Below are 26505 nucleotides of genomic sequence, written 5' to 3'. Positions count from 1 at the left end.
ATTTAATCTATCCTATCCTAAAGCATTAATAATTTTAAATTAAGTAGCAATTAAATGGTAAATACTGATTTTACAAATAAAAAGCATGGCGCTATCTCTTTTGTTTATATTATTCCCTTAACTGTAATTGCAATTTTATCTATCTGTATTCACTTTATGCTTGATGAAGTCATTGAAGCGCAAACCGATACTGGAAAACTCGTAAATGTAAGTGGTCAACAAAGAATGCTTTCGCAACGGGTGAGTATGTTTACTTTAGAGTACTTAATGTATGGTTCGCAGGATTCTAAATTACTGGCCATTAATGCTTTGAACTCTTTAAAAAATAATCATAAATACTTATTAAGTGAGCATTATGGGGCGCAAGTATTAGGCGATGAAAGCCCGCTATCTAACGAGTTGTTAGCAATGTATTTTAAAGAGCCTGTTAATGTCGATAAAAAATTAAGTATGTTTTCAGATAGAGTTGAAGAAGTACTAAAGTTAAAAACACAAACACTTAATTTAGATACAGCGCAAGAAAGCTTTTTTTCTTTAGCAAAAGAGCCGCTTTTAAAAGCGTTTAATACGGTAGTTATGCAGTACGAAAAAGAGAGTGTTGACAGGGTTAAAAGGCTACACACTATTCAAGGCATTGTAATTGTAGTTATTTTATTATCTATATTAGTCGAGTTTTTACTCGTTTATAAAGCTAGAAATAAAAAACATATTTAATATCAGTTTAAGCAACAATGCATATTGGTATAAATTATTAAGCGTTTAAGCTAACAAAAAAAGCTATTTAAACGCTTAATATTTTTATATTGTTATAGGTTATCGTCGCTAATGCGGCTTGCTACCGCACTACTTTGATCTTTATATTTTGCGTCTTTACGAATGTTATAAGGGTTTTCGCAGGGGCCTGAGAGCATTTCAAAACTCATAGCACCAATTTTCATCATTGGGCGCAGCGCCAGTGGCAACTTACCTGAATTGTAAAATTCTAAAACAATATTACCACTCCAACCTGGGTCGATTCTGTGTGCTGTTACATGCACCATTAAACCTAAGCGGGCAAGTGATGAACGACCATCTAACCAGCCTACTATGTCGGCAGGAAGTGTTACTTTTTCATGGGTAATGGCCAATGCCAGCTCACCTGGGTGTAAAAAGAAAGCTTCGCCGTCGGCAAGCTCAATCTCTTCACTCATTATTGATTCCATAGCCTTATTTAACTGATCTTTAGGGCCACTTAAATCTACGTACGCTGCGTTATGTGCGTTAAAGGTTCTAAATTTGTTCCCTAAGCGCAAATCGGCTGTCACACCCGAAATCATTTCGTTAGTCGGCGCAGGTTCAATCACTATGCGGCCATCGCTTAAATATTCTTTAATATGGGTATCTGAGAGTCTCATTTTTTCTTAGTCCTGCGTTATCACTATCTCAACACTGTGTTGGTGCTGCTGATAAAAAAGCGCGCTGGCAATCAGTCTTGCCGCTGCGCTGTATGTGTTGCTAATAGCCGCGCTGGTATCGCTGGCGATTAATTTACCTTGCTCTGAGTATTCACGAATATCTATGGCAAGTGGAATATGGCTTAACACCGGTACGCCGTGTTTATGGGCAAGTTTTTCTGCGCCATCTTTGCCAAACACATGGTTGGCTTCACCGCAGTGGCTACAAATGTAGTGACTCATATTTTCTATAAGCCCAAGCACAGGTACGTTAACTTTATTAAACATTGCAATGCCTTTTTGCGCATCGGCAAGGGCTAAATCTTGCGGTGTCGTCACAATAACAGTGCCGCTGGCAGGCACTTTTTGGCTCATTGTTAGCTGTATATCGCCCGTACCCGGTGGCATATCAACAATTAAGTAATCAAGTTCGCCCCAATCTGTCTCGTTTAATAATTGGTTGAGCGCTCCCGATGCCATTGGCCCTCGCCATACCGTTGCGTCATCACTTGGCACTAAAAAGCCGATTGATTGCGCTTTAATGCCGTTGGCATCAAATGGCTGTAGTAGTTTGTTATCTTTGGTTTGTGGCTCTGCACCCACAAGCCCTAAAAGCATAGGAATAGAAGGCCCGTAAATATCAGCATCTAAAATCCCTACTTTAGCGCCTTCGCTTTTAAGCGCCCCGGCTAAATTAACAGCGGTCGTTGATTTTCCTACCCCCCCTTTACCTGAGGCAATCAGCACAATGTGTTTAATGGCTTTAAATTTTGCAGGCTCTTTTATACTCACCACAGAGTCTATGGTAACCGGTGTATTTATACTTTCACTTACGTGCTGCTCAACTAACGGCATTTCTGATTGAGCCGCAAATGGCAGCGTTATTTTAATGTGTATTGATTTATCGTCATTTTGCGAAATGGTATCAATAAAACTTTCATCAATACCTACGGCAAATGCCGCGCTTCGATACGCCGCTAAGGCAGTAATAATCGGTTGTTTTTGCACCGATTTAGAGGAGAATAGTTTCGACAGTCCAAACATAGCAATTAAATAGCGTTTCTTTGATGAAAAGTGCCACAGAATTATGTAACATTCAGGGCATTAACACCAGTCAATTAACAAAAATCCATAAGCTGCGCGTACCGTTAGTCCAAAGCTTATGGATAAATTAATGATAACCGCCTTTTTTGTAGTAAAAATGGTGGTTTATCCTCAATTCGGAATGATTATGACGCAGCGAAAGATCCTCATTACCAGCGCATTACCTTATGCAAATGGCCCTACTCACTTAGGCCATTTATTGGAATATATTCAAACTGATATTTGGTCACGTTTTCAAAAGCTACAAGGCCACGAAGCTTATTATGTTTGCGCCGACGATGCTCACGGCACGCCAATTATGCTTAATGCGCAAAAGCAAGGGATCACGCCTGAAGAAATGGTTAAAAATGTAAGCATTGAACGCCAGCGCGACTTTGCCGACTTTAACATCAAGTTTGATAAATACCACAGCACCCACAGCTCAGAAAATAAAGAGCTGAGTGAGCTTATTTATAACCGCCTTAATGATGCGGGTCATATTAAAAAGCACACTATTTCACAGTTATTCGACCCTGAAAAAGGCATATTTTTACCAGATCGCTTTGTAACAGGCACTTGCCCAACGTGTAAGTCTGAAAACCAAAATGGCGATAGCTGTGACTCGTGTGGCGCAACTTACAGCCCAACCGAATTAATAAACCCGCGCTCAGTAATGTCAGGTGCTGAGCCAATTTTAAAAGATTCAGAGCATTACTTTTTTGACCTGCCAGCATTTGAAGGCATGCTTAAAGAGTGGCTACACTCTGGCTCTATTCAGCAAGAAATGGCGAATAAGTTAGATGAGTGGTTTACCGATGGCCTGCAACAGTGGGATATTAGCCGCGATGCGCCTTACTTTGGTTTTGAAATTCCAAATGCACCGGGCAAATACTTTTACGTATGGCTAGATGCGCCAATTGGCTACATGGCAAGCTTTAAAAACCTATGTAACGAAAAAGGCCTCGACTTTGATGCATTTTGGGCTGAAGGGTCTGATGCTGAACTTTATCACTTTATTGGTAAAGACATTATTTACTTCCACAGCTTATTTTGGCCAGCCATGCTAGAGGGCGCTAATTTTAGAAAGCCAACTAACGTGTTTGCACATGGCTTTGTAACCGTCAATGGCGAAAAAATGTCTAAATCAAAGGGTACGTTTATAAAAGCACGTACTTACCTTGATAACCTAGACCCAGAGTACTTACGTTATTACTACGCAGCTAAATTAAACAGCGGTATTATTGACCTTGATTTAAACCTAGAAGACTTTGCACAACGTGTAAATTCAGACCTAGTAGGTAAAGTAGTAAACATAGCAAGCCGCTGTGCAGGCTTTATTACTAAAAAGTTTGACGGTAAATTAAGTAGCACAATTATGCAGCCTGAATTACTTGAAGAATTTCAAGCTGCTGCACCGAGCATTACTGCCCACTATGAAAACCGTGAATACAGCCGCGCGATTCGTGAAATTATGGCCCTAGCCGATAAAGCAAACCAATTTATTGATGCCGCAGCGCCATGGGTACTCATTAAAGACGAAGCAAAACAGCAAGAAGCGCACGAAGTGTGCTCGCTTGGCCTTAACTTGTTCCGTGTTTTAATTACCTATTTAAAACCTGTATTACCAGGTATGGCTGCAAACGTAGAAGCCTTTTTAAATGACGACTTAGCATGGGATGGCGTTCAAAATGCACTTGTTGCCCACCCTATCAATAAATTTAAGCCGCTCATGCAACGTGTAGAAATGGATAAAGTGAACAAAATGGTTGATGAATCAAAAGAAAGCCTAGAATCAAAAGTAACAATTGACCCTAATAGCCCACTGGCAAAAGAGCCAATTGCGGATGAAATTGAATTTGATGACTTTGCAAAAGTAGACTTACGTGTTGCTAAAATTGCTAAAGCAGAGCATGTTGAAGGCGCCGACAAGCTACTTAAACTTACGCTGGATTTAGGCGGCGAAACACGCCAAGTGTTTGCTGGTATTAAATCGGCTTACGCACCAGAAGACATTGAAGGCAAACTTACTGTAATGGTTGCAAACCTTAAACCTCGTAAAATGCGCTTTGGGATGTCAGAGGGTATGGTATTAGCTGCAGGCCCTGGCGGTAAAGAAATTTACATTCTTAACCCAGACGATGGCTCAGAGCCAGGCATGCGTGTAATGTAATTTATTACTTATAAAAAAACCGCTGATATTTCAGCGGTTTTTTTTTATGAGAAAAAAACGTTTATACCAATCCATTTAATTAAGTGTGCTATTTTGAGGGTGCAAAAGCGTGTTGATAACTAGACAAAAACTCGCTATTTAGTTATTCAAAATGATCAAAGTGAGAGCTTTGTAACGCGTTTAGCCCCAAAATAATTAAGTATTATTGCCGATTGCTGTTACACGTGTGACTCTGGATTAAATAAAGTGAAGTGACATTATGAGCCAAATTTTAAATGCCAACAGAATAAAAATAAGCAACCAAATAAAGCAACATAAGTTAGTTGCTATACTTCGCTTAAAGCAACAAAGCGATGTAGCCCCTTTAATTAATTGCTTAGTTAATGCAGGCATTAACGCGCTAGAAATCACCTCAAATACACCTGGCTTTGAGCAAGAAATAGCAAAAGCACGCGCTGCTTATAAAAATACACTCATTGGCGCTGGCACAATAATTAACACCGCCCTTGCGCAACAAGCGATTGATGCCGGTGCGCAATTTATAGTTACACCAAATACTAATCAAGCAGTGGTAGAGCTTGCCCACCGCCATGGTTTACCTGTATTAATGGGCGCACTCACCCCTACCGATGTTGCCAATGCAATAGAGTATAACGCCGATATTATTAAGGTTTTTCCGGCAGGCAGTATGGGGGTTAATTACTTTAAAGCGCTAACGGGGCCTTTTTCTGATGTGCCATTAATGCCCGTAGGCGGCATTAATTTAGACAACCTAACACATTGGTTTGCAGCGGGGGCATGCGCAGTGGCGGTAAGTAGCGATTTTAGTAAGCCGGTAAATAACAAACAGCAATACGGCACATTAAGCAAATTGGTGTGCAAATACATATCAGCGGTTGCTCACTTAACAAACTAAATAATACAGCTAAAAGTGAGCTTTTATTAAGGGTAATACAGCTTTAATAACGCTCTTTTAACTACCCAACTTCTTTTTGATTTTAGTTTGCCACTCAAGTGCAAGCTCGGGTAGTTCAAGTGCTGCTAATAATACGCTTTCATAATCTGGGTATTGTTTATCAAAAAAGGCCTGAAACAACGTTTTAACCGAAATGTTATGCTCAGCTTTATGTTCAATAGTCACTGCATCGCCCGTTTTAGCAACACCTTCCTCAAGCACTCTAAAATAAACACCCGTGTGGTAATACTGAGTGAAAAGTTTTAGGCTTTGTTTATTATTAAGTGCAATAGCCAATTTAAAGCACGGCACACGGGGCTGGCTTACCTCAAGCAGTGCAGTACCTATACGAATACGATCGCCTATATGAATATTTTGCTCATCAAGGTCTGAAATTGTGAAATTTTCGCCAAAGGCACCAACTGCTAAATCATCATTTTTTAGGGTGCGCTTCCAATAATCATAATGATTGTGCGAAAACGCATAAACCGCCTTATCAATACCACCGTGATTGACTAAATCAGCTTGTTCATCACCTATTATATTTTGCTTTTCAATAACAACTGGCTCATTGGTTGGTGTTTTAAATATACCGGTTTTAATGGCTTTGCCGTTATGCTCAACCGTTTTTATTTTAGAGATGTTGGTAGAGATTATATGCATTTACTTAATTGCATCCTGTTCGATACTTTGCCATTTATCCAGTGCTTGCTTGTCGCTCTGTTTAAACTCAACCCAGTTTGAGGAGTCTTTAAAATGCTCTTTTTTCCAAAACGTGGCGTGGTTTTTTAAGTAATCCATAATAAACTGTCCGCCTTCAAACGCGGCTTGGCGGTGGCGGCTAGTTACGCCAACAAATACAATTTGCTCACCAAGCGCTAAATAGCCTACTCGATGAATAATACTTATGCGGGCAAGTTGCCAGCGTGTTTGGGCTTGCTCAGCTATCGATTGCAGTAGTTGCTCAGTCATCCCTGGGTAGTGTTCAAGCTCAAGGGCAATTACGTTATCGCCGCTGCTAAATTCTCGCACCAGCCCTGTAAACGTCACTACGGCACCATCACTTTTGTTATTACTGCAAAGTGCGTCATGTTGCTCGCCTACTGAAAAATCCTGCGTTTGTACGTTAATGCTTATACTCATTAGCCACCTGTCACTGGTGGGAAAAAAGCAAGTTCATCCCCTGCTTTTACAAGCTCATCGCTTGATGACATAGTTTGATTAAGCGCACACAATACATCACGCTCTTCAAGCCATGACTGCCAATGCGGGTTTTGCTCAACCAGCATGTTTTTAAACGCTTTAATGCTAAGGGTATGCGCTATCTCAACGGTTAACTTATCGCACTTTAGGCGCTCTTTTAGTTGGCCAAAAAACAGTACGTTTACATGCCCTGCAGCTGCATCAATATCATTTAAATTAGTCTCGCTGCCAGCTACCATGCTTGCCTCCTGCTTTTTGCGTTACACGCATACCGTGTATTTCCATAAGCGGGTCGGCGGCTTTACACATATCAAATAATGTAAGGGTCGCTACAGATACAGCGGTGAGTGCTTCCATTTCAACGCCAGTTTTGCCCGCCAATTTACAGTAGCTAGTAACTTTAATTTGGCTATTTGCTTCATCAAGTTCAAAATCAACGGCTACTTTACTCAGTGCCAGCGGATGACAAAGCGGAATTAAATCAGCGCACTTTTTAGCGCCCTGAATACCTGCAATTCGGGCTACGCCTAGCACGTCACCTTTTTTATTTTGATTAAGCAACACTTGCTCAAAAGCCTGTTTGCTCATTTTAATGTAGGCCTCGGCAGATGCATCGCGCAGAGTAACCTCTTTTAGCGATACATCAACCATATTTGCTTGGCCATTTTCGTCTACGTGGCTCAGCATATTATTGCTCTCGCGATTCGCATTTTTTACCAATAGTAATATGCGGTGCAAAGTTACATGGCTTGTGCATTGAGTCTAACTGATCTTTTATAATACCTGTCCAGGCTGTTTTACATGCGCCTGTAGAGCCAGGCATACAAAAAATAACGGTGTTATTGGCAAGGCCCGCCAACGCACGTGATTGAATAGTTGAGTTACCAATTTCGCCGTACGAAATATGTCTAAATAGCTCTCCAAATCCATCTACGCTTTTATCAAACAACGGTGCAAATGCCTCTGGTGTTGAGTCGCGCTCGGTAAAACCCGTACCCCCGGTGACTAAAATAGCGTGAATGGTGTCATCGGCAATCCACTGCGATGCAACTGCTCGCATTTGGTAAACATCATCTTTAACTATGTCTTTATCCGCTAAGTGATGGCCTGCTTCAGTAAGGGCTTTAATTAAATAATGGCCTGAGGTATCCGTAATTTCATCGCGTGTATCGCTTACTGTCATTACGGCAATGTTTAATGCGATTTGTGACTCAGTTGTGTGGCTCATAGGGTTCTTCTCAATAAATTAGGTTTGTGTTGGTCAAATTGCTCGTTAACAGCTTTAAATTGCGCCGGCGTGTTGGTATTAACAAGTGCATGCGCTTTATTACATTTTAACGTTTGCACCCCAATACTACGGGTAAACTGTTTAATTGATTTATGACTATTTACGTTTATGAGTAATTGTTTTAAATGACGTTTAACGCTTTGGGTGTTACGAATATACAGGGGTAGCGGTTCATTTTCAAAGTGCCACGCATGTATTTGTGGCTGATTTGTTTGAAAGTGGGGATTATCGCTTGCTGCAGATACAATTTGCGATAATAACGTGCAAGTAAGCAACGGCATATCAACAGCGGTGATAAGTATATCTTGCTCTGTCGCCATTAAAGTTGAATAAATCCCGCCAAGTGGGCCAGAACCTGGGTATATATCTGCAATGTATTGCGCAGTAGCACTTTGTACATTACGGCTTATAAGTACATCACTTGCTCCTGCTGCTGTTAATAATTCACATGCATTTTGCAGTAATGTTTTATTTTTTAAAATGAGGTTAGCTTTATCGCTGCCCATTCTGGATGATTGCCCACCAGCGAGTACAACCCCTGTAAACACGGCTTTATTGCTCATTTTAGCCGCCCAACATAGCTAAATGGGTTGTGGCGCCCGTTAAGCGCTTATCAAGCTCATGGCTAATGGTTTTATTGCCCATTGCCGCTTGAATCGCGTTTACAGTGGCTGGCATATCTTGCGCATTTAAATGCGGGCGTAAGTCTATACCTTGCTCGGCAAACAAGCACAAATGTAATTTGCCTAATGACGATACTCTTAATCGGTTACAGCTTTTACAAAAATCTTTACTGTAGGGCATAATTAAGCCAATGCGCCCCTTAAAATCGGGATGACAAAACTCCTCTGCAGGGCCGTTTAATTTACCTCTTACTACCTGTAACCAACCTTGTGCTAAAAGCTCCGTTTTAACACTTTTCCCGCTTAAATGGTTTTGTTCAAAAAAGGTGGCTCCATTACCTGTTTCCATTAATTCGATAAAGCGTACCGTTACTTTTTTATGTTTTACCCAGTCTAAAAAATCCTTCAATTGGTTTTTATTAAACTGCTTAGCCAGCACTGCATTTATTTTTATATCTTTTATACCCAGCTCAATTGCCCGGTCTATCCCTTTTAAAATATGGGTTAGCTTGTCGTGTCCTGTAATTAATTTAAACATACTCGGGTTTAAGCTATCTATACTAATGTTTAGGGCATCTAGGCCAGCGCTGTAAAACTCATCAATTTTATTAAATAAGTTAAAACCATTCGTTGTTATGGCGACTTTTTCTATGCCTGGAGTATTTTTACATTGCTTTATAATGTCGGTTACATCACTGCGTAAACACGGCTCACCGCCTGTAATGCGCACTTTTTTTGTGCCTAATTGCGCAAACGCATTTACTAAGGTGTTTATTTCGCTTTTATTTAAAAAGTTACGCGGGGTATCGCACTGATACCCGTTTGGTAAACAATAGGTGCAACTAAAATTACACACATCGGTAATTGAGAGGCGCAAATAGTTAAACTGCCGACCAAATTGATCATTAAGCATATGCTTCCTTGTTTATTTACATTTCAACTGCAACATTAATACTGTTAGCGTTTTGCGTAGTATGCTGCTTTATTAATTGGCTTAACTGGGTTTTACACGACCCACAGTTAGTGCCGCATTTTAGTTTAGACCCCAATTGTTCTACTGTATTTTCACCACTTTTAATGGCGTTTATAATGGGTTGTTCACGTACTTTAAAGCAACTACATACTTGTGCGCCTTGAGTAAATTCTTCATCAGGCGTGGCATACAACAATGACTGTAATTGGCTAAAGGTTATTAAAGGCTCTGCAAATAAATGATTTATCCACTCAAGTGATATGTCTTTTTGAGCTGGCGAAATAACTGCAACAAACACTAACTGCTCGTTTTGAATACATTGAACATGCATTGCTTTTGCACTGCCCATTGCCGACCACTGCCCTTGTAACCCTGTCAGTGTTTGGCAATAATAAAGTAAGTCATCTTGCGGCTCATTGAGCGCTAACTGGTAGTTAACACAATTACTTGCGTTAACTTTAAGCCAAAAATCACTGGTTATTTTAAGCTCTGTTTTGCTAAAAACTTGCATATACTGAGCAAATTGCGCTTTAACTAAATCAACAGCACCATGCTTACACTCAGCCTGGCCCGAAATAGGGTCTACAACCGATTGATAAAGCCCACTTACCGTAGCGGATGAGGCAAATTGCTTGTTCCAGTGAATAGGCATAAAACACTCACCTTTACGCACGGCATCCGTTATTTTTGCATGAGCTGTAACCTGCCCAGTTTTAGCATTGGCAGTTATTAAATCGTTTGCTTTTATATTTAGTCTGCTGGCATCAATGGGGTTTATTTCAATGTATGGGCGGGTTATATGAGTAGAAAGCGCTGTACTTTTTCCGGTGCGGCTCATTGTATGCCATTGGTCGCGTATTCGCCCTGAGTTCATTACAAAAGGGTAATCGCTTGATGTTTGCTGCACAGGAAGTTTGGGCGTTATAGGTATAAAGCGGGCTTTTTTATCTGCGGTGCTAAATTGTTTATTAACAAAAACCTGCCCATTTTTATATGGCTCATTTTTTAGTACCGGCCACATAACCGGTTTTAAGTTATCGTATTGCTGCTGCGAAAGCCCCACTAAAGCTGATAAATTTAATAGCCTATCACCGTTATTTTCAAAATCAGTCAGCTGTGCCCATTCTTCAAAAATGCCACTGGGGTCTGTAAAGTCAAATCCTTCAAAACCCATTTTTTGGGCAACTAAACACATTATTTGCCAATCGTTTTTAGCCCCCGAAAATGACTCAACTAGCGGGCGCTGCCTCGATATTCTGCGTTCTGAATTAGTCACTGTGCCGTTTTTTTCGCCCCATCCGGTTGATGGGAACGCCACATCAGCAAATTTTAGCGTATCACTTTTGGCAATACAGTCAGACACAACCACCAGCTCACATTGCTCAAGTGCATTTTGTATTGCTGCGTTATTAGGTAGGCTTACCATCGGGTTGGTTGCCATTACCCAAATAGCTTTTATTTTCCCTTTGGCGATTTCATCAAACATATCAATCGCATTACACCCTGCTTTTTTAGCTATTGTTGGCGATTGCCAAAAACGCTGCACTAACTGTTGGTGCGCGTCGTTTTCAATGTCTAAATGCGCTGCTAATTGATTTGCCAAGCCCCCTACTTCACGCCCGCCCATAGCATTAGGCTGCCCAGTTATAGAAAACGGGCCACATCCAGGTTTTAACAATTTACCCGATGCTAAATGCGCATTTATAATGGCATTACACTTATCAACCCCTGAGCTTGATTGGTTAATACCCATTGAATAAAAGCTAATAGCGGTTGGGCTTTTTGCAAATAAGGCGTAAAAGTCACTGACTAGCTGCGCGTCAATATCACAAAAATCACTGACCGCTTTAACACTCCACTTTTTAGCCTCTGCAAGCGCTATTTCAAAGCCGTTTGTATGCGCGTTTATAAATTGCGTATCTAAATAGTTATGTTCACTTAAATAAGTAAGTAAGCCGTTATAAAGTGCGCCGTCGCTGCCTGGTTTTATATTTAAAAAGGTATCGGCAAGTTCGGCTGTATCGGTTTTTCGCGGGTCGATAACCACTACTTTCATGTTTGGATTAAGCTTTTTTGCGCGCTCCATACGCTGGTAAAGCACCGGGTGAGTCCACGCCGCATTTGAGCCAATTAAAATAAGTAGCTCCGTTTGCTCTAAATCGTCGTAGCTACATGGCACAACGTCCTCACCAAACGCACGTTTATAACCGGCAACCGCCGATGACATACACAGCCTTGAGTTTGTATCTATATTGCCTGAGCCTATGTAGCCTTTCATTAATTTATTGGCAACGTAGTAATCTTCAGTCAGTAACTGCCCCGATACATAAAACGCAACCGACTCCGGTCCATGCTCTTTAATAATGGCGTTAAATTTGTTGGCAACGTAATCAGTTGCCGTATCCCAGCTGGCGGGTTCGTTATCAATAAGAGGCGATGTTAAGCGATTATCAGTGCCGATGGTGTCAAGCAAGTGCGTGCCTTTAACACATAAACGGCCAAAATTAGCGGGGTGCTCGCGCGTGCCTTCAAGTTTTGTTGGGGTATTATTTAATAATGAAATATCAACCCCACAGCCTACACCGCAATAAGCGCAGGTGGTTTGTTTAAGCAAAGGTGTGTTTGAACATGTGTTTAATGTTTCCATACTGCTCTCTTATTATTTGTGTTAAGCGCTCTGTGATACTGGCTCATCTACTGAGGTTAGCGTGGCTATTTTATTACTAAGTGCACTGCTAATAACGCTTTGCACTAGTTTTTCGCAGCCTCCACAACCCGTACTTGCTTTAGTGGCTTGCTGCACTTTGTTTAAATCGCTACAACCTTGTATAACCGCTTGTTCAATAGTGTGTTTTGTCACTTTGTGGCACGCACAAATAATGGCATCACGTGGCAAATCATCAGCGTTTAGCTCGCCCGCGTCACCTGCAAGCGGTATTATTAATGACTCTGCGGGCACACTAAGCTCAATGCCATTTAAGTGATACTGCAATAAGTTATCGTAATCACTCGTATCGCCAACCAGTACAGCACCTATGAGCTTATTGCCTTGCTCATTAGTGACTACTTTTTTGTAAATACCGCTTAGTTGATCTTCAAAGTAATAGCTAATTGCGCCTTCACTGCGTGCATGAGCATCACCAATTGAGCCTACTTCAACACCCATTAATTTAAGCTTAGTGCTCATATCGGCACCGCTAAATTCATCAGTATTGTTTGAATAGTTGCTTAAAGGTGTGTTTGAAGCTGTACTTGAAGAAAGCTGCTTTAAAACATGCCCCGCCGCTACTTTTGCCATAGCGTAGCCGGGTGCTACAAGGCCAAAAATAAAGTTATTCCAAAGGGCGCATTCGCCTATGGCGTATATGTTTTTATCACTCGTTTGGCAATGGTTGTTTATTACGATGCCGCCGCGCTCACCTATTTCTAAATTAAACTCACGAGCTAGGTTATCGTATGGGCGAATACCGGCCGAAAATACAATCATGTCTGTTTCTAGGGTTTGCCCCCCTTTAAAGCACATTTTATAACGGCTGTTTTCACCCTCTATAATTTGCTCTGTCGCCACTGATGTATGCACTGTAACGCCCAGCTCGGTAATTTTATTTTTAAGCAATCGACCACCAGCACCATCTATTTGTACGCCCATAAGTTGTGGTGCAAATTCTATTACATGGGTTTGCAAGCCAAGCTGCTTTAACGCGTTGGCTGCTTCAAGCCCTAATAAACCGCCGCCAATTACTACGCCCACTTTGCTGGCATGTGCAGATTTTTTTATGGCGTGTAAATCGTTAATGGTCCTGTAAACTAGGCAATGCTCGCGATCTTTACCTGGAATGGGTGGTACAAATGCAAATGAACCGGTAGCCAATATTAACTTGTCGTATTCAAATGTTTTGCCTTTTGCAGTAGTGACTGTTTTTGCATCGCGGTTTATATCAACCACTTTAGAATGAGTATGAAAGCACACTTGCCAATCTTGATAGGTTTTACTGCAGGTAAGCGCTAAATCATCTTCGGTTTTGCCTTTAAAAAAAGACGAAAGCTGTACGCGGTCATAAGCGAGTCGGTCTTCACCGCTGAGTACGGTAATCTCCATATTTTGAGTATCACCTTGTTGTGATACTAGCTGTTGTACAAAATGATGGCCAACCATTCCATTTCCGACAACTACAACACGCTGCTTGCTTGGCATTAAAATCACCTGTTTGATTTAAAATACACTTAACTTTAGATGGGTACTTTAAATGTATAATTTATTATGTGTTGGTTATAGCAATATGCAAGCCAGATATATAATGAATATATTTCAATAGCTTAACTAAGTTAATGCAGTAAAAAAGAAGTGAAAGCACCACAAGCTGGCGCTATTGCACCAACTTGTAACGCTTTAAATTAAATAACGAGGGTTTAGGTTAAATACTTAAAATTTAGCGCTTACCCATACCCACAGTTTTTGGGTATCGACTTTGCCTGCAGCGCTATCACCTGCTGAATAATCGGCATATTTTGCGCCTACCGCATAGGTTGTATTAATAGGCTTTACGTATTGTACGTTTAGCTCTGTGCCTAAATCATCAACGCCATTGGCGCTATCGTTGGCATCAAAGCTGTGATACGCCAACAGCCATTTACCGCCGTAAGCTTTACCATTTAAACTTACATAAGTGTCATCAAGCCCTTGTGCTGGGGTTGCTAAAAACGTATCGGCCCAGCCATTAAATTTATGCATTGTGGCAAGCGGCGTGGCAAAACCATAATCGCCGTTATCAGAACCCAGTGACTCAATACCAGCTTTTAATATAACGGTTTCAATGCCTAAACCGCCTAAATCTATCCCCCCTTCAAATGCATAGTAATCAGCGTCAAAATCACTCATGCTCGTTGATGCTGATTGCGTGGCGTACTGTGCTTTATAGTAAAATTTAATATCGCTGAGCGTTTTATTACCATTAAAAGAAACGCCATAAATATCTAAACTGTCATTATCTATTGCGTCGTCACTTAATAAATAGCTGTATAAAACCACCTTACCTAAGCTTGTTTTAAAGCTTGCATTGATAAGATGATCGGATGCATCAATATCTTTGCTATCGGCAAATATACGGTTGCGCTTACTTATGTAGCTATAGTGCAAGTTAATATCATTAAAGGTGTAATTTACTGTTGCAGCATCAAAGGTTTGCCTGTCTTGCCTAAAGCCAACGTGGCCTACAAAGCGCTGTCCATCAAGCGCTATTACTTGCCTACCTACTTTAATTGATAAAGCATCTTTTGCGTACTTAACAAAAGCCTGATCTACCTCTGTGGTTTCAGGGTCGGCTATTACTGAGTAATTAGTATTTTTACCCAGCGTATTATTGTAATCGTCTACACCTAATAGGCTTCGGCTATCTTCGACCTCTAATAAAGCAGAAAAGCCATTCATTTCATCCGTTTTATGAGTAAGGCGAGTACGCAGCGTTAAGCTACTGGCATCTTTTAGTGCGTTATCTTGCTCTGCACTTTCATAACGCAGCCTAAAATTAAGGTCGGTTTGCGCTGCAACACTAATAGAAGGCGCAGCAATGCACCCTATCATTAAAATAATAGGTAAGTTATTTTTATAATTTAACATGTTGGTCTCTTAGTTTTTAATTATGAGCACGCACAATAAAATGATAAATAAACACAGCGAAATGCTCTTCCAGAGTAATACTGGATCGCGTTTCATTATTGAAATTTTGTTGGCTGAGCTCTGTAAATGTGGATTAGGTTTACTAATATCTGTTAAAAACTCAGAAAATGCGTGGTATCTGAGCTCTGGTTTTGGCGCAAGTGCTTTCATTAAAGCCTGATCTAACCAAAAGGGTATATCGGCTCGGTACTTGCGAATACTTGTGTATTGCCAGTGGCTGTAATCAATAGGGGTATGACTTGCCGGTAATGTTTTATAAGGCAGCTTCGAGCACAATAACTCATAAGCAATCACCCCAAGCGAAAACATATCGCTTTTAAAATCGGCGTGCAGCGAAATAAGTGTTTCAGGAGCCGTATAATCTATAGTCCCTTGCGGGCAGTCATCGGCTATTTGCTTAACCGACTCATCCATAGCCGCAACACTTACAGTACCGTAATCAATTAACGTAACTTTACCGTGAGCATCTATCATCACGTTATCGAGTTTTAAATCACGATGTACCATATCTAATCGCTGAAAAGCCCTTAGCGCATGCACTATTTGCTCTACAATACTGCGCACTTGAGCTATTTCTAAATAAGGGACGTCGTGCTTATAGTCACTGAGGGTTTGTCCGTCCATGTACTCGCAAATATGATATAAAAATCGGCTTTGCGATTGCGTATTTAAAACCTTCATTACATTAGGATGATTAATACGTTGCCCTACCCACCCTTCGCGTATAAAGCCTTGAAGGTAGTGTATATCGTCTTCAAAATTAACCGAGGGTGCCTTTAATACAACGGGGGGTGCATCAGGTGCTAGTTGTACCAAATAAATGTGCGATCGGCTGCTTTCGTTGATTTTACGAATAACCGTATATCCATCAATTATTTGGCCAACCTCTAATGCGGGTGGTATTTTTCGCTGCGTTAACGATTGATAAAGCTCATCTAGATTTTGCTGTGCAATGCTATTTACCTTCACTAATAAACAACTCACATTATCATCACTGCCTTGTGCTATAGCGCGTGAGGTAATGGCACTTGCTGCCTGCTCTAAGTTGTTATGGGCGTTTATTTCGTTGGCAATTTCACTATAGGGCAATACATCATGCACACCATCGCAAGTCAGTATGTAAATATCGCCGGCTTTTAGGTCAACTTCGTAAACATCAATTTCTTGATGTGACTGCGCGCCTAAAGCACGAGTGAGCGTATCATTTACTTTATGATCCCGCGTTATCGCTTCCATTTGATTATCGCGTAAACGCGTAATGCGAGTATCCCCTAAATGAAATATATACCCCGTAGCTGATTTTAATATAAGCGCCGTAAAGGTGGTCATCCAATCTGCTTGGCGTTGCCCTAAGTGGTTATAGTTGACTGATTGCGAATATAACCACTGATTTAAGCTAGCTAAAACCTTAGAAACCGATTTTTTGACCGCCCAACTGTCGGGTGTATTTAAATACTCATTTATAAAATGAGTAACACTGAGCTGCGATGCTTGTTTGGCATTTTTAGCCGATGAACACCCATCTGCTAAGCACGCAATAGCGCCTTTTGTTTCTTGTTGTTCGTGCTCAGTATTTAAAGCAGCAAACGCATCTTGATTTTCATCTTTTATGCCCGCGGCACTGTGCCCACCAAAAGAAACATCTAGCGTATTATTACGAACTTGAGCGTGTTGGGTTTCATCAAACATGGTTAACGCTGCCTTAAGTCACTGAAATAAGTTCAACAGAGCCATCTTCGTTTACTTCTGTCATGTGCCCATCTGGCTCTTTCATGAAAAATAACGCCCCTAAACCTAACAATGCACTGGCAGCAATAATCATAAAGAAAGTTTGGTAATCCACTAATGAGAGCGCCGTTAAATACACCACCGCGCCAACGTTACCGTAAGCGCCTGTCATACCTGCAATTTGCCCTGTTAAGCGGCGTTTAATAAGTGGCACAGCAGCAAAAACCGCTCCCTCACCAGCTTGCACAAAGAACGAACACGCCATGGCAGCAGCTACAGCAAGCCAAAGTGACCAGCTAGCGTCAACTAAGCCCATAACAAAGTAGCCAACAGCTAACCCTGAGGTAAGGACAATAAGTGTTTTACGACGACCCATTCTATCTGAGATCCAACCACCACCTGGGCGCGAGGCTAAATTCATAAACGCATAAGCAGAGGCCAGTAAACCTGCGTACACCATATCGAGGCCAAATACTTCCATAAAGAATAATGGCAGCATAGATACAACGGCCAGCTCTGAGCCAAAGGTGGTAAAATATAAAATATTAAGTACAGCTACTTGTTTAAATTCGTAGCGGTGTGATTCTGGCACGGGTTGTTTAAAGATATGTCCGTTTATATCAAAGGTTTTATATACCTCGTAGGCGTATAACAGCACTAAAAATGCATAAACGGCTAAAACAAAATTGGCAGAAATTAAATTAGCGCCTGTAGGAGACAACTTCCACGTAAGTAAAGCCAGTGCGCCATACATAGGTAATTTCATAATAAGCAATAATACAAAGTCACTTTTGCTGGTTACTTCCATTGCGCCTACTTTTTTAGGCTTAAAGTACGTCCCCCCTTTTGGTGTATCGGTTACGTTTATGTACCAAATAACACCAAAAATAACGCTAAGTACGCCCGTTAAACCAACGGCATAGCGCCAGCCATCGTCACCGCCAAACATAAGCGCTAATACAGGTAGTAACATGGCAGCGGCAGCAGAGCCAAAATTACCCCAGCCACCATAAATACCTTCTGCTGTACCAAGCTCATTAGCTGGGAACCATTCGCTCACCATACGAATGCCCACTACAAAGCCTGCACCAATAAAGCCTAGTGCAAAACGCGCGATAGCGGCTTGCTCAAATGTGGTGGCCATAGCAAACATAAAACACGGTATGCTACATAAAATAAGTAAAGCGGCATAAACAATACGCGGACCAAACTTATCTGTCAGCATGCCAACAACAACACGCGCGGGAATGGTTAAGGCCACATTTAAAATGAGAAGCGTTTTTACCTGTGCCATAGTTATACCTAGCGAGCCCGCTATTGCCCCTAATAATGGAGCATGGTTAAACCATACAAAAAAAGAGATAAAAAACACCATCCAGCTTAAATGTAGTATTTTCATTTTTCCGCTAAACGATATGAGATTAAACCCAGAACTCGGTTGCATGTTTTTTTCCTTGTAACGATTATTATTTTAAGCAGTGAGTACGACTTTGGTAGTAATAACACTGCGACATTTGTTAAATTAACGTTAACCGCTTTCAGCAATTACTAAGCCAACAATTAATAGGTAGGTTTTTCAGTTACTTATATTTTTGGGAATTAATATTTATTTCGCTTTGCACTATTTAAGCAGCTTTGTTGGGCGTAAACAGTGCAAAGAATTTTTAAGCTTTACTTGCTCTAGGTTTTAACTAATTGGTATTGTTAAAAAAAAATTATGAGAACTCATTAATGCAAAAACCCCCTTTAACGTATCAGCAGCAATTACGCTATTCTCGCCATATTATGCTTCCTCAGCTAGATATAGATGGACAAGAAAAAATATGGCAAAGTCATGCTCTTATTGTGGGGTTAGGTGGATTAGGCTGTCCAGTTGCGCAGTACTTAGCGGCATCGGGCGTAGGTACGTTAACGCTTGTAGATAACGATGTGGTTGATGCAACTAACTTGCAAAGGCAGGTGCTCTATAAACAAAGTGATGTTGGGTGCTTAAAAACCCACAGTGCAAAAAAACAGTTAACTCAGTTAAATGATGAAATAGAGATCCACACTATTGATGAATTTTTAAATGAAAATTCGCACCTTGAACAACTACTTAGCAAAGTAGATGTAGTTATTGACTGCACTGATAACTTAGCAACACGTAATTTGCTCAACAGCGCCTGCTATAACACCCGTACGCCCTTGGTTTCGGGCTCTGCCATAAGGTTAGAGGGACAAGTAGCTTGCTTTACAATGGCGCCTAATAGCCATTGCTACGGGTGTGTGTCACAGCTCTTTGGCGAACAAACTCAAAGCTGTTCAGAGTCAGGCGTGCTCTCGCCTATTGTAGGGCTTATTGGTAGTATTCAAGCGACTGAAGCACTTAAAATTATTGCAGGACTGCCTAGTAAACTCACCGAGCAGCTATTACTTGTAGATGGTTTGAGTATGGAGTTTAACCGTTTTAATATTGTTAAAAATAAGCACTGCCCTGTTTGCAGTGCTTAATTTAGTACATGGTAAATACATGACTGTTTTTTAGATCCTAACTTAGCGTTTCTAGGTTATTTATTGTCAAATAAATCTGCTCGCCTAGGCTTACAGCACTTTGCTGCCATTGCCTTTTAGACACCGCGCAATACAGTAATTGCGTATCTACGTTAACTGTCAGTAGCCATTGCTCATCAAGCTGCTGGGCATTTTCAAGCATACCTATTAGCACGTTTGCACTGCTCTCGTTAATTGGTTTTACTTTGCTGTAGGTTATTTGGCTGCTTTCTATAATTAACTTATGGTTTTGTTTTACCAGCGAAGGCACTGCATATAAATGCTGTTGGCTATTACTAAGAGTAAGCTGGTAAAGACCAAATGCATCATTAAATTCAGGCTTACTATAACTAAGTATACTAAGTGGCGTTTGGCTCTTATTTGCATAAATACTTTGCACCACTTCTTGTGTTGCACCGCACTGGAGCACGTTGCCTTTCGCTATATGAAGTAATGTATCGCTGCAATAAAGTAGCTCTTTTAAAGAGTGGCTGACAATAATAAATTTAATACCATGGGATTTATTTAGTTGTTGAACAGCCCCCAACATAGTAAAACGCGTTGACCAATCTAAGGCGCTAAATGGCTCATCAAGTAAAACAACAGATTGCCCACTTAGTAGTGTTCTTGCAAAAATTACGCGCTGGCGCTCCCCGCCCGAAAGCCCCGACACATCACGATTTAGTAATGGGTTTAGTGCTAATAAATCAATTACCTGATCAGGCGTTAGGTTATTACTTTTATTTTTACAATGCTTGTGAGTAAACAGTAAATTACCCATTACATTTAAATGTGGAAATAACGGGCACGACTGCAGCTGTAAAGTAAGTAGGCGTTTATCTGGCTTTAAATGGGTAATATTATGATTATTTATACACACATTTTGCGCTGTCGTAAGCCCTGCTATCGCCTGTAATAAGCTCGATTTGCCAGAGCCCGAAGGGCCAAACACCCCTAAAATATCAAATTGATTTATAGCTAAATCAACATGTAATTCAAAATCGTCCAAACGTTGATGGCATTGTATTTTAAGCACGATTAGCAGCTCCGTTTATCACGGTTTTATTAAATTTAAACAACAACACTAAACACGCAAACGAGATTGCTAGTAATACCAACGACAATTGGTGCGCTGCCCCATAATTAAGTGACTCTACATGGTCGTACAATGCAATAGACACCACTTGAGTTTCGCCTTGTATATTGCCACCAATCATTAGCACTAAACCAAATTCCCCCAATGTATGGGCAAAGCCCAGTGCAAAGGCACTGCCTATGCTTGGCTTTAATAGCGGTAACGTTAAATACATAAAACGCTTAAATGGGCTGATCCCCAAGGCAATAGCAGCTTGATTATAAGTAGTATTTATTTGTTTAAAGCCCGCCAGTAACGGCTGCATCACAAAAGGGAGAGAGTAAAATAACGAGCCAATAACCACCCCTTGAAAACTAAACGCGAGCTGCGTACCCGTGAGCCAAAACCAAAACTGGCCAAATGCATGAGTAGGTGAAAACAATACCAATAAATAAAAGCCCATTAGCGTAGGCGGCAGCACCAAAGGCATTGCTATAAGTGCTTCTAATATAGGCTTTAACTTACCTTTATAACTGGCTAGCTGCCATGCAAGCGGAATGCATATAATCAACAAAATAGCAGCCGTTATAAAGGCAAGTTTAATTGTAAGCCACAGCGCTGTTACATCACTTGCTAACATCACTTTCCTTTGCTTTATAACCAAGCTCTAATAATGTTTTTGCGGTTGAGGAGTCATTTAAAAAAGCCATAAATTGTTTAGCTGCCGTTAAATGCTTAGTAGCGCTTATGATAACGCCTTGCTGCGTTATTTCAGGGTATTTTTCAGGTTCGATAAGCGTGTAATTTAAATATTTTTTATTTTTAGTTTTGCGATACGCCGACTTTAACGTAGATAACGCGACCAAGCCTTTAGCGGCATTGCCTGTTTCTACAAATTGAAACGCATGGGTAATATTATTTGCATACACAAATTCATACGGTGTTTTTATATAATTTTTAGCATAATGCGCTGATGATTGACCATATGGCGAAAACCGCGGATTAGCAATGGCTAATTTATTATTAATAACTGAGTTGCTTGGCTGCCACAGCGCTAATAAACCTATCGCATAGGTGGTTAAGCTATTTTTGAGTGCAAAGCCGTCTTTGATCAGTGCGTGTGGGCGTGCAGCGTCGGCTGATAAAAATATATCGTACGGTGCACCGTGCATAATTTGTGAGTGTAATACGCCGCTAGAAGCAGCTGATATTTTAATATTAATATTTTTCAGGGCTGGGTTAGTTACCAGCGTTTGCAGCACAGGTTTAAAATTGCTCGCAACGGCTATATGCAGCGTTTCTTTTGCGTTAAGAGGATTGCTAAATACCACTAACAGTAATAACAAATAACCACACCATGTATTGTAAAGCTTTAACATTATAAGTATTGTTTTAAAAATCAGACACATTATAAAAAACAATATATATGAACGATGTATGCAATGCACCTGGTTTATTACCAGTAGAAACCGCAATTAGTAACATGCTAAGCGCTATTAACTTTAATAAAGCAGCAGAAACCATTTCAATAATGCAAAGTGTTGGCCGTGTTTTAGCAAGCGATATTAAATCCAATATAAATGTGCCTGCTCACGATAATTCGGCAATGGATGGCTATGCACTTTGCCTAAGCGAAGGGCTAACAACTTATCAGCAAGTAGGCAGTGTATTTGCTGGGCAAACCTTTAAAAACACCTTAACACCTGGGCAATGCGTTAGAATTATGACCGGCGCTGCCCTGCCCCCTGGCGCTAATGCGGTAGTTATGCAAGAAAACGCCAGCGTAGATAACGACAAAATAACATTTACTGGTCATATTGAGCTCAATAATAATGTGCGCTTTGCAGGTGAAGACATTGCAAAAAATAGTGTTGTTTTTAAAGCAGGCAGAAAACTAAAAGCGGTAGATGTAGGCTTACTTGCCTCTATTGGTATTAACCAAGTAAGTGTATATGAAACACTAAAGGTCGCGGTTTTTTCTACAGGGGATGAACTTATAGAGCCTGGCAATGCGCTTCCAGCAGGAGCTATTTATGAAAGTAATCGCGCTGTTATATTAAGCGAGCTTAATGATAACAATATAGAAGTGATTGATTTTGGCATAATTGCCGATGATAAAACGCTCATTAAAAACACATTTTTAAAAGCAAACGAGCAAGCCGACGCCGTAATAAGCTCTGGTGGTGTATCGGTTGGCGAAGCCGATTTTACTAAAGAAGTATTAAATGAAATTGGCGATATCCATTTTTGGAAAATTGCCATGAAGCCGGGCAAACCCTTTGCTTTTGGTAAATTACCTAACAGCTACTTTTTTGGGTTACCAGGTAACCCCGTATCGGCAGCCGTTACGCTTGAGCGACTTGTAAAGCCAGCCCTTACAAAGCTTTCAGGAAATGAACATACTGCTAAGTTACGTTTAAAAGCAATCACCACAGCGCTGATTAAAAAGCGCCCCGGCCGTACCGACTTTCAACGTGGTATTGCCAGTACCGACGAAAACAATAACCTACTGGTAACGCCTATAAATAAGCAAGGTTCGGGGGTACTCTCATCGCTTAGCCACGCAAATTGCCTTATTGTGGTGCCCGCCGAAAGTGGCAATATTGCAAAAGACGAAACCGTAGAAATAGAGCTACTATAACTTATGCCAATTTGCTTAGTTAGGTAGTATATAAGCACGAGTAATAAAAAAGCCCAGCAAGTATGGGCAACTTGCTGGGCTTAAGTTTAGGTTTAAACCGCTATTAAAATAACGACTCAAAATCACCATTAGGAAATAATACCCCAGGAATACCACGTACTGCGGTTACATCCGCAATTTTTGTATCGCCTAAGTACAAGCCACCGCTGTAGTTGCTGCCAGCTTGTTTTACATCAAGCCAGCGACCGTTTTCACCTTTTGCAGTTAAGCTAATATTGCTATTTACTTCTCTAATGCGTAAATCTAAAGCTTTTTGCTTTACGCTAATAAATACATCACTACTGGTAAGCTGCGATAAATCAATAACATCACCTACATACGCTAAGCTAAAGTCACTCGCACCACCTAATGGCAGAGCCAGTTCTAGGCCAAACATTAAATCATCGTTTTCCTCACCCGTCAGTGGCGAAGCTTCTAATGCTGTAATATGAAAAGGCGTAGTTTGAATATCACTTTGATATTGGCCAGCAAAATCAAAGGCAGATAAAGACGTAACTTCCTGTGCAAACGCAGTAACAAATCGATTTAAATCTAATGATACCTCACCAGTAAGCTCGCCTGATTGCTTAGCAATAACTACGTCAGTGGTAATATTAGCAATGCCTGTTTGTGCATCGGGTAATAATTCACTTTGCTCACTTATCCCATCAAATTCCACCAGCAGTTCACTTACATCAACATCTAAGCGCGTATCGCCATTAATAACAGAAGCGCTCATTACCCCTTCTATTTTATCACCAAGTACACCGCTTATTCTAAATGTGGGGATAGACATGTCTATATTTACTGGGAGGCCATCATAGGTACCGGTAATTAGCCATTCGTAGGGTGAGGTTGAATAGCTAATATCAAGATTACGTAACGTGTACTGCCCTTCGCTCGCAGATACTTCTGCAAGTGGAGAGTAATTAATAAGTACCTCATTAATTACCTCTGCAAGCACGGTAATAGTTTGCTGCGTATCATCATCAAGTGCGCTTTCTAGTTGTTCAAGCTTCGCGTCTAAATCATCAACGTAGGTTGTGTCCTGTAAGCGAATAACACCTAGCGCATCTCTTATATTTTCGAGTAATTCGCGTGACTCTAATGCTTGCTCAGTTTCAACTTTTTGTTGCCAATTGGTATAACTAGCCACGCTCGCAATAGTTTGCTTAACCTGCCCAGCTACACTTTGAATTAAACCATTACCTTGTTCACTGTAAAGGTTATCTGCGATGTATTGATCAGCTAAACTGCTGTAAGTTTGCCAAGCACTTGTATCATCCTGCTGGGTGATAAAATCATCAAATGCAGTGGCTAAATCAAATCCTTCAACAGACACACCAGCGACGATAGCGCTATACGTAAATGCATTAGCAACGATTTCTGCCTCTAGTGTATTACTCAAGCTACTATGTGTAAGCTGATAAAAAGGACTCGCAGATAAACTTGCAAGGGTTGCGTCAACATTTGCATTCGTAATTGCGGTGCTCAATGGCGAGAAAAACACCTCATTAACGCCTGGCGCAACATAGGCACGGGCAGCATAGTTTAAATTAACGCCAGTTATCTCTTCAAAATCAATTAAACGGTTTTCGTTTATATCGTTTACATCACCGCGAAGCGTTCTGCCACAGCCTGTAAAGCGTGGGCACGGCAAGGCGCTATCGTCAGGTATAAATTCAAATGTATAAAAATTAAGAGGCGATACACTCACGCTGGCGGTATTTATGTTTTCGACCGCGACAGACTCAACCACATTGCCTTGGCTGTCTAATTGATTAAGCGTACCTTTGGCTGATTGCCACTGAGGTACATAAAAGTTTACGGTAGAGGTAGATGCTACGCTTATTTCAACCGCTTCGTCACTACTGTCATTTGAAGAGCCACCGCAGCCACTAAGCGCTAGAGCAACTGACAAAGGTAAAAGTTTTTTTAACATCTTCATTCCTTAAAACTTAATGTTCATGTACCAATTTACATTCGCATAATAAGCTTTATCTAAGTCTAAACTGTCGGTTTGTAAATTAAGACCAAAGTACTCGTTTTCAATACCGACTAAAAACGCCTCACTTTTTGTTTCATAGCCAGCTTGTACCTTCCAATGATCCCAAAAATGAATACGCCCTTTTAGCTGACTAAATGTATCTTCGTCGTACTGCTTGATTGTAAGCGCCGTTGAATATCGGCGGTTGATTTGATAATCGGCAAAGGCGGTAATACGCATTTCCATATCAAGTGTGTGCGACTGGGTATTACCAAAAGCAGATGTTTGAAGAGAAACAGTCGGAGTAGAGGTAACATTACCACTTTCATCTTCACTGAAAGGGATTTCTGTTGTTTGCCCTTTTACCGCGCCGGTATCATCAAAGTCAGTTTTATAAAGCAGATCTTTTACACTTAGCCCTACTTTTAAATCGTCATTTACTTGCCAATCAGCAAAAATATCTAAGCTATAGCCTAGGCCTTTAGGATTTTGCGAGGGAGTAAATTTTTTAAATAAAATATCTTTCGAAAAATTATAATCAGCAGTAATGCTGCCTTCTACATCGTCACTAAACACTCGCCCATCTACTGAGGCATCTTGAAAATGTGTACTGGCAAAAACAGACACTTTCGGTGTAATAGTTAGCGCGTTTTTATCTAAAAATTTAAAATCGTATGAAACAAACACCCCATTAGAGGTCACTTGCTTAGCATCTAGCTGATACGTGTAAAATCGCTCTTCAAAGGGTAAATCGTTTTTTTCTAAATAAGTATAAAGTGCAGTATCGGGATCAAAATTAAGTACGTAGTCATAACGGCTCTGCAAACCAACTTTAAAATTGTTGTAACCCACGCCAATCTCAAAAATATTATAAGTAAATGCACTGTCGCCAGACTTAATAGGCTCGTCAAAATCATCTACAAATGCTTGTACTGGCTGTGCCTCAGTGTAAATTTCGGCGTCAAAGTGAGTAAATATTTGAAATTGATTATTTGCAGAAGCTAGAGGTGAAAATAGAGCAGTTGAAAATCCTAACAAGAGAATTTTTTTTTTCATAATTTAATCGCTTTCTATAAAAAAAGGGAAAAGCACACAGCTTTT

24 protein-coding genes are annotated in these 26505 nt (G+C 40.6%); 5 read left to right on the top strand and 19 right to left on the bottom strand.

What is annotated here, in order from left to right; genetic code table 11:
• Positions 1–54 precede the first annotated feature (54 nt).
• Entirely contained in the window at positions 55–714 is a 660-nt protein-coding gene (locus tag AN395_RS06015) for a type IV pili methyl-accepting chemotaxis transducer N-terminal domain-containing protein (protein WP_054982388.1), read from the top strand.
• A gap of 92 nt (positions 715–806) precedes the next feature.
• On the opposite strand, the gene dcd is transcribed toward AN395_RS06015, so the two are convergent.
• Entirely contained in the window at positions 807–1394 is a 588-nt protein-coding gene (gene dcd, locus AN395_RS06010; protein WP_004587761.1) for a dCTP deaminase, read from the bottom strand.
• A 6-nt stretch (positions 1395–1400) separates the two neighbouring features.
• Positions 1401–2477, bottom strand: coding sequence for an iron-sulfur cluster carrier protein ApbC (apbC, locus tag AN395_RS06005; RefSeq protein ID WP_054982387.1), 1077 nt, complete (start codon positions 2475–2477; stop codon positions 1401–1403).
• Positions 2478–2664: 187 nt separating this feature from the next.
• On the opposite strand from apbC, the gene metG reads away from it, so the two are divergent.
• Positions 2665–4686: a methionine--tRNA ligase gene (gene metG, locus AN395_RS06000; RefSeq protein WP_054982672.1), complete on the top strand. Its 2022-nt coding sequence runs from the start codon at positions 2665–2667 to the stop codon at positions 4684–4686.
• Between the two features lie 259 nt (positions 4687–4945).
• The gene (locus AN395_RS05995; RefSeq protein WP_054982386.1) at positions 4946–5602 is read left to right on the top strand and encodes a bifunctional 4-hydroxy-2-oxoglutarate aldolase/2-dehydro-3-deoxy-phosphogluconate aldolase; all 657 of its coding nucleotides are present in this window, start codon (positions 4946–4948) and stop codon (positions 5600–5602) included.
• A 57-nt stretch (positions 5603–5659) separates the two neighbouring features.
• On the opposite strand, the gene AN395_RS05990 is transcribed toward AN395_RS05995, so the two are convergent.
• The 12 genes from AN395_RS05990 to AN395_RS05935 form a co-directional block, all read right to left on the bottom strand.
• A complete protein-coding gene (locus tag AN395_RS05990; RefSeq protein ID WP_054982385.1) occupies positions 5660–6304 on the bottom strand; it encodes an MOSC domain-containing protein in 645 nt (214 codons plus the stop codon).
• Complete coding sequence (gene moaE, locus AN395_RS05985) at positions 6305–6784, bottom strand: molybdopterin synthase catalytic subunit MoaE (protein WP_054982384.1); 480 nt, start codon at positions 6782–6784, stop codon at positions 6305–6307. It abuts the gene before it with no gap.
• Entirely contained in the window at positions 6784–7083 is a 300-nt protein-coding gene (locus AN395_RS05980; RefSeq protein WP_054982383.1) for a MoaD/ThiS family protein, read from the bottom strand. The genes moaE and AN395_RS05980 overlap by 1 nt, the downstream gene beginning before the upstream one ends.
• Positions 7061–7531, bottom strand: coding sequence for a cyclic pyranopterin monophosphate synthase MoaC (moaC, locus tag AN395_RS05975; protein ID WP_004587754.1), 471 nt, complete (start codon positions 7529–7531; stop codon positions 7061–7063). The genes AN395_RS05980 and moaC overlap by 23 nt, the downstream gene beginning before the upstream one ends.
• Before the next feature lies 1 nt (position 7532).
• Positions 7533–8072 carry a molybdenum cofactor biosynthesis protein B gene (gene moaB / locus AN395_RS05970; protein WP_004587753.1) on the bottom strand — a complete coding sequence of 180 codons (540 nt, stop codon included), beginning with the start codon at positions 8070–8072 and terminating at the stop codon, positions 7533–7535.
• Complete coding sequence (locus tag AN395_RS05965; protein ID WP_054982382.1) at positions 8069–8695, bottom strand: molybdenum cofactor guanylyltransferase; 627 nt, start codon at positions 8693–8695, stop codon at positions 8069–8071. Before AN395_RS05965 ends, moaB begins: the two co-directional genes overlap by 4 nt.
• Position 8696: 1 nt before the next feature.
• Positions 8697–9668: a GTP 3',8-cyclase MoaA gene (moaA, locus tag AN395_RS05960; RefSeq protein ID WP_054982381.1), complete on the bottom strand. Its 972-nt coding sequence runs from the start codon at positions 9666–9668 to the stop codon at positions 8697–8699.
• Positions 9669–9684: 16 nt separating this feature from the next.
• Positions 9685–12375, bottom strand: coding sequence for a nitrate reductase (locus AN395_RS05955; protein ID WP_054982380.1), 2691 nt, complete (start codon positions 12373–12375; stop codon positions 9685–9687).
• 21 nt (positions 12376–12396) lie between these two features.
• A complete protein-coding gene (locus AN395_RS05950; protein ID WP_054982379.1) occupies positions 12397–13923 on the bottom strand; it encodes an FAD-dependent oxidoreductase in 1527 nt (508 codons plus the stop codon).
• Between the two features lie 228 nt (positions 13924–14151).
• The gene (locus AN395_RS05945; RefSeq protein WP_054982378.1) at positions 14152–15345 is read right to left on the bottom strand and encodes an alginate export family protein; all 1194 of its coding nucleotides are present in this window, start codon (positions 15343–15345) and stop codon (positions 14152–14154) included.
• A gap of 9 nt (positions 15346–15354) precedes the next feature.
• Entirely contained in the window at positions 15355–17094 is a 1740-nt protein-coding gene (locus AN395_RS05940) for a bifunctional protein-serine/threonine kinase/phosphatase (protein WP_054982377.1), read from the bottom strand.
• A 13-nt stretch (positions 17095–17107) separates the two neighbouring features.
• On the bottom strand, positions 17108–18577 hold the full coding sequence (locus tag AN395_RS05935; protein WP_054982376.1) for a NarK family nitrate/nitrite MFS transporter: 1470 nt from the start codon (positions 18575–18577) through the stop codon (positions 17108–17110).
• Between the two features lie 287 nt (positions 18578–18864).
• Here AN395_RS05935 and AN395_RS05930 point away from each other — a divergent pair, with 287 nt between their 5' ends.
• On the top strand, positions 18865–19623 hold the full coding sequence (locus AN395_RS05930; RefSeq protein ID WP_054982671.1) for a molybdopterin-synthase adenylyltransferase MoeB: 759 nt from the start codon (positions 18865–18867) through the stop codon (positions 19621–19623).
• 37 nt (positions 19624–19660) lie between these two features.
• On the opposite strand, the gene AN395_RS05925 is transcribed toward AN395_RS05930, so the two are convergent.
• The 3 genes from AN395_RS05925 to modA are packed head-to-tail and all read right to left on the bottom strand — an operon-like array spanning position 19661 to position 22116.
• Positions 19661–20698 (bottom strand): ATP-binding cassette domain-containing protein, encoded by a 1038-nt coding sequence (locus AN395_RS05925; RefSeq protein ID WP_054982375.1) that lies wholly within the window; start codon positions 20696–20698, stop codon positions 19661–19663.
• Positions 20691–21377 carry a molybdate ABC transporter permease subunit gene (modB, locus tag AN395_RS05920; RefSeq protein WP_004587743.1) on the bottom strand — a complete coding sequence of 229 codons (687 nt, stop codon included), beginning with the start codon at positions 21375–21377 and terminating at the stop codon, positions 20691–20693. The genes AN395_RS05925 and modB overlap by 8 nt, the downstream gene beginning before the upstream one ends.
• Positions 21364–22116: a molybdate ABC transporter substrate-binding protein gene (gene modA, locus AN395_RS05915; protein ID WP_054982374.1), complete on the bottom strand. Its 753-nt coding sequence runs from the start codon at positions 22114–22116 to the stop codon at positions 21364–21366. Before modA ends, modB begins: the two co-directional genes overlap by 14 nt.
• Before the next feature lie 47 nt (positions 22117–22163).
• On the opposite strand from modA, the gene glp reads away from it, so the two are divergent.
• Positions 22164–23378 (top strand): gephyrin-like molybdotransferase Glp, encoded by a 1215-nt coding sequence (gene glp / locus AN395_RS05910; protein WP_054982373.1) that lies wholly within the window; start codon positions 22164–22166, stop codon positions 23376–23378.
• Positions 23379–23481: 103 nt separating this feature from the next.
• Here the strand turns inward: glp and AN395_RS05905 are convergent, their stop codons facing one another.
• Together AN395_RS05905 and AN395_RS05900 are read right to left on the bottom strand one after the other, a co-directional pair.
• Positions 23482–25359: a hypothetical protein gene (locus tag AN395_RS05905; protein WP_054982372.1), complete on the bottom strand. Its 1878-nt coding sequence runs from the start codon at positions 25357–25359 to the stop codon at positions 23482–23484.
• Between the two features lie 9 nt (positions 25360–25368).
• Complete coding sequence (locus AN395_RS05900; protein WP_054982371.1) at positions 25369–26460, bottom strand: hypothetical protein; 1092 nt, start codon at positions 26458–26460, stop codon at positions 25369–25371.
• Between the last annotated feature and the right edge of the window lie 45 nt (positions 26461–26505).

The organism is Pseudoalteromonas sp. P1-30, assembly GCF_001400005.1.
GTDB classification, from domain to species: domain Bacteria; phylum Pseudomonadota; class Gammaproteobacteria; order Enterobacterales; family Alteromonadaceae; genus Pseudoalteromonas; species Pseudoalteromonas atlantica.
This window is presented reverse-complemented; position numbering and strand designations above follow the sequence as displayed.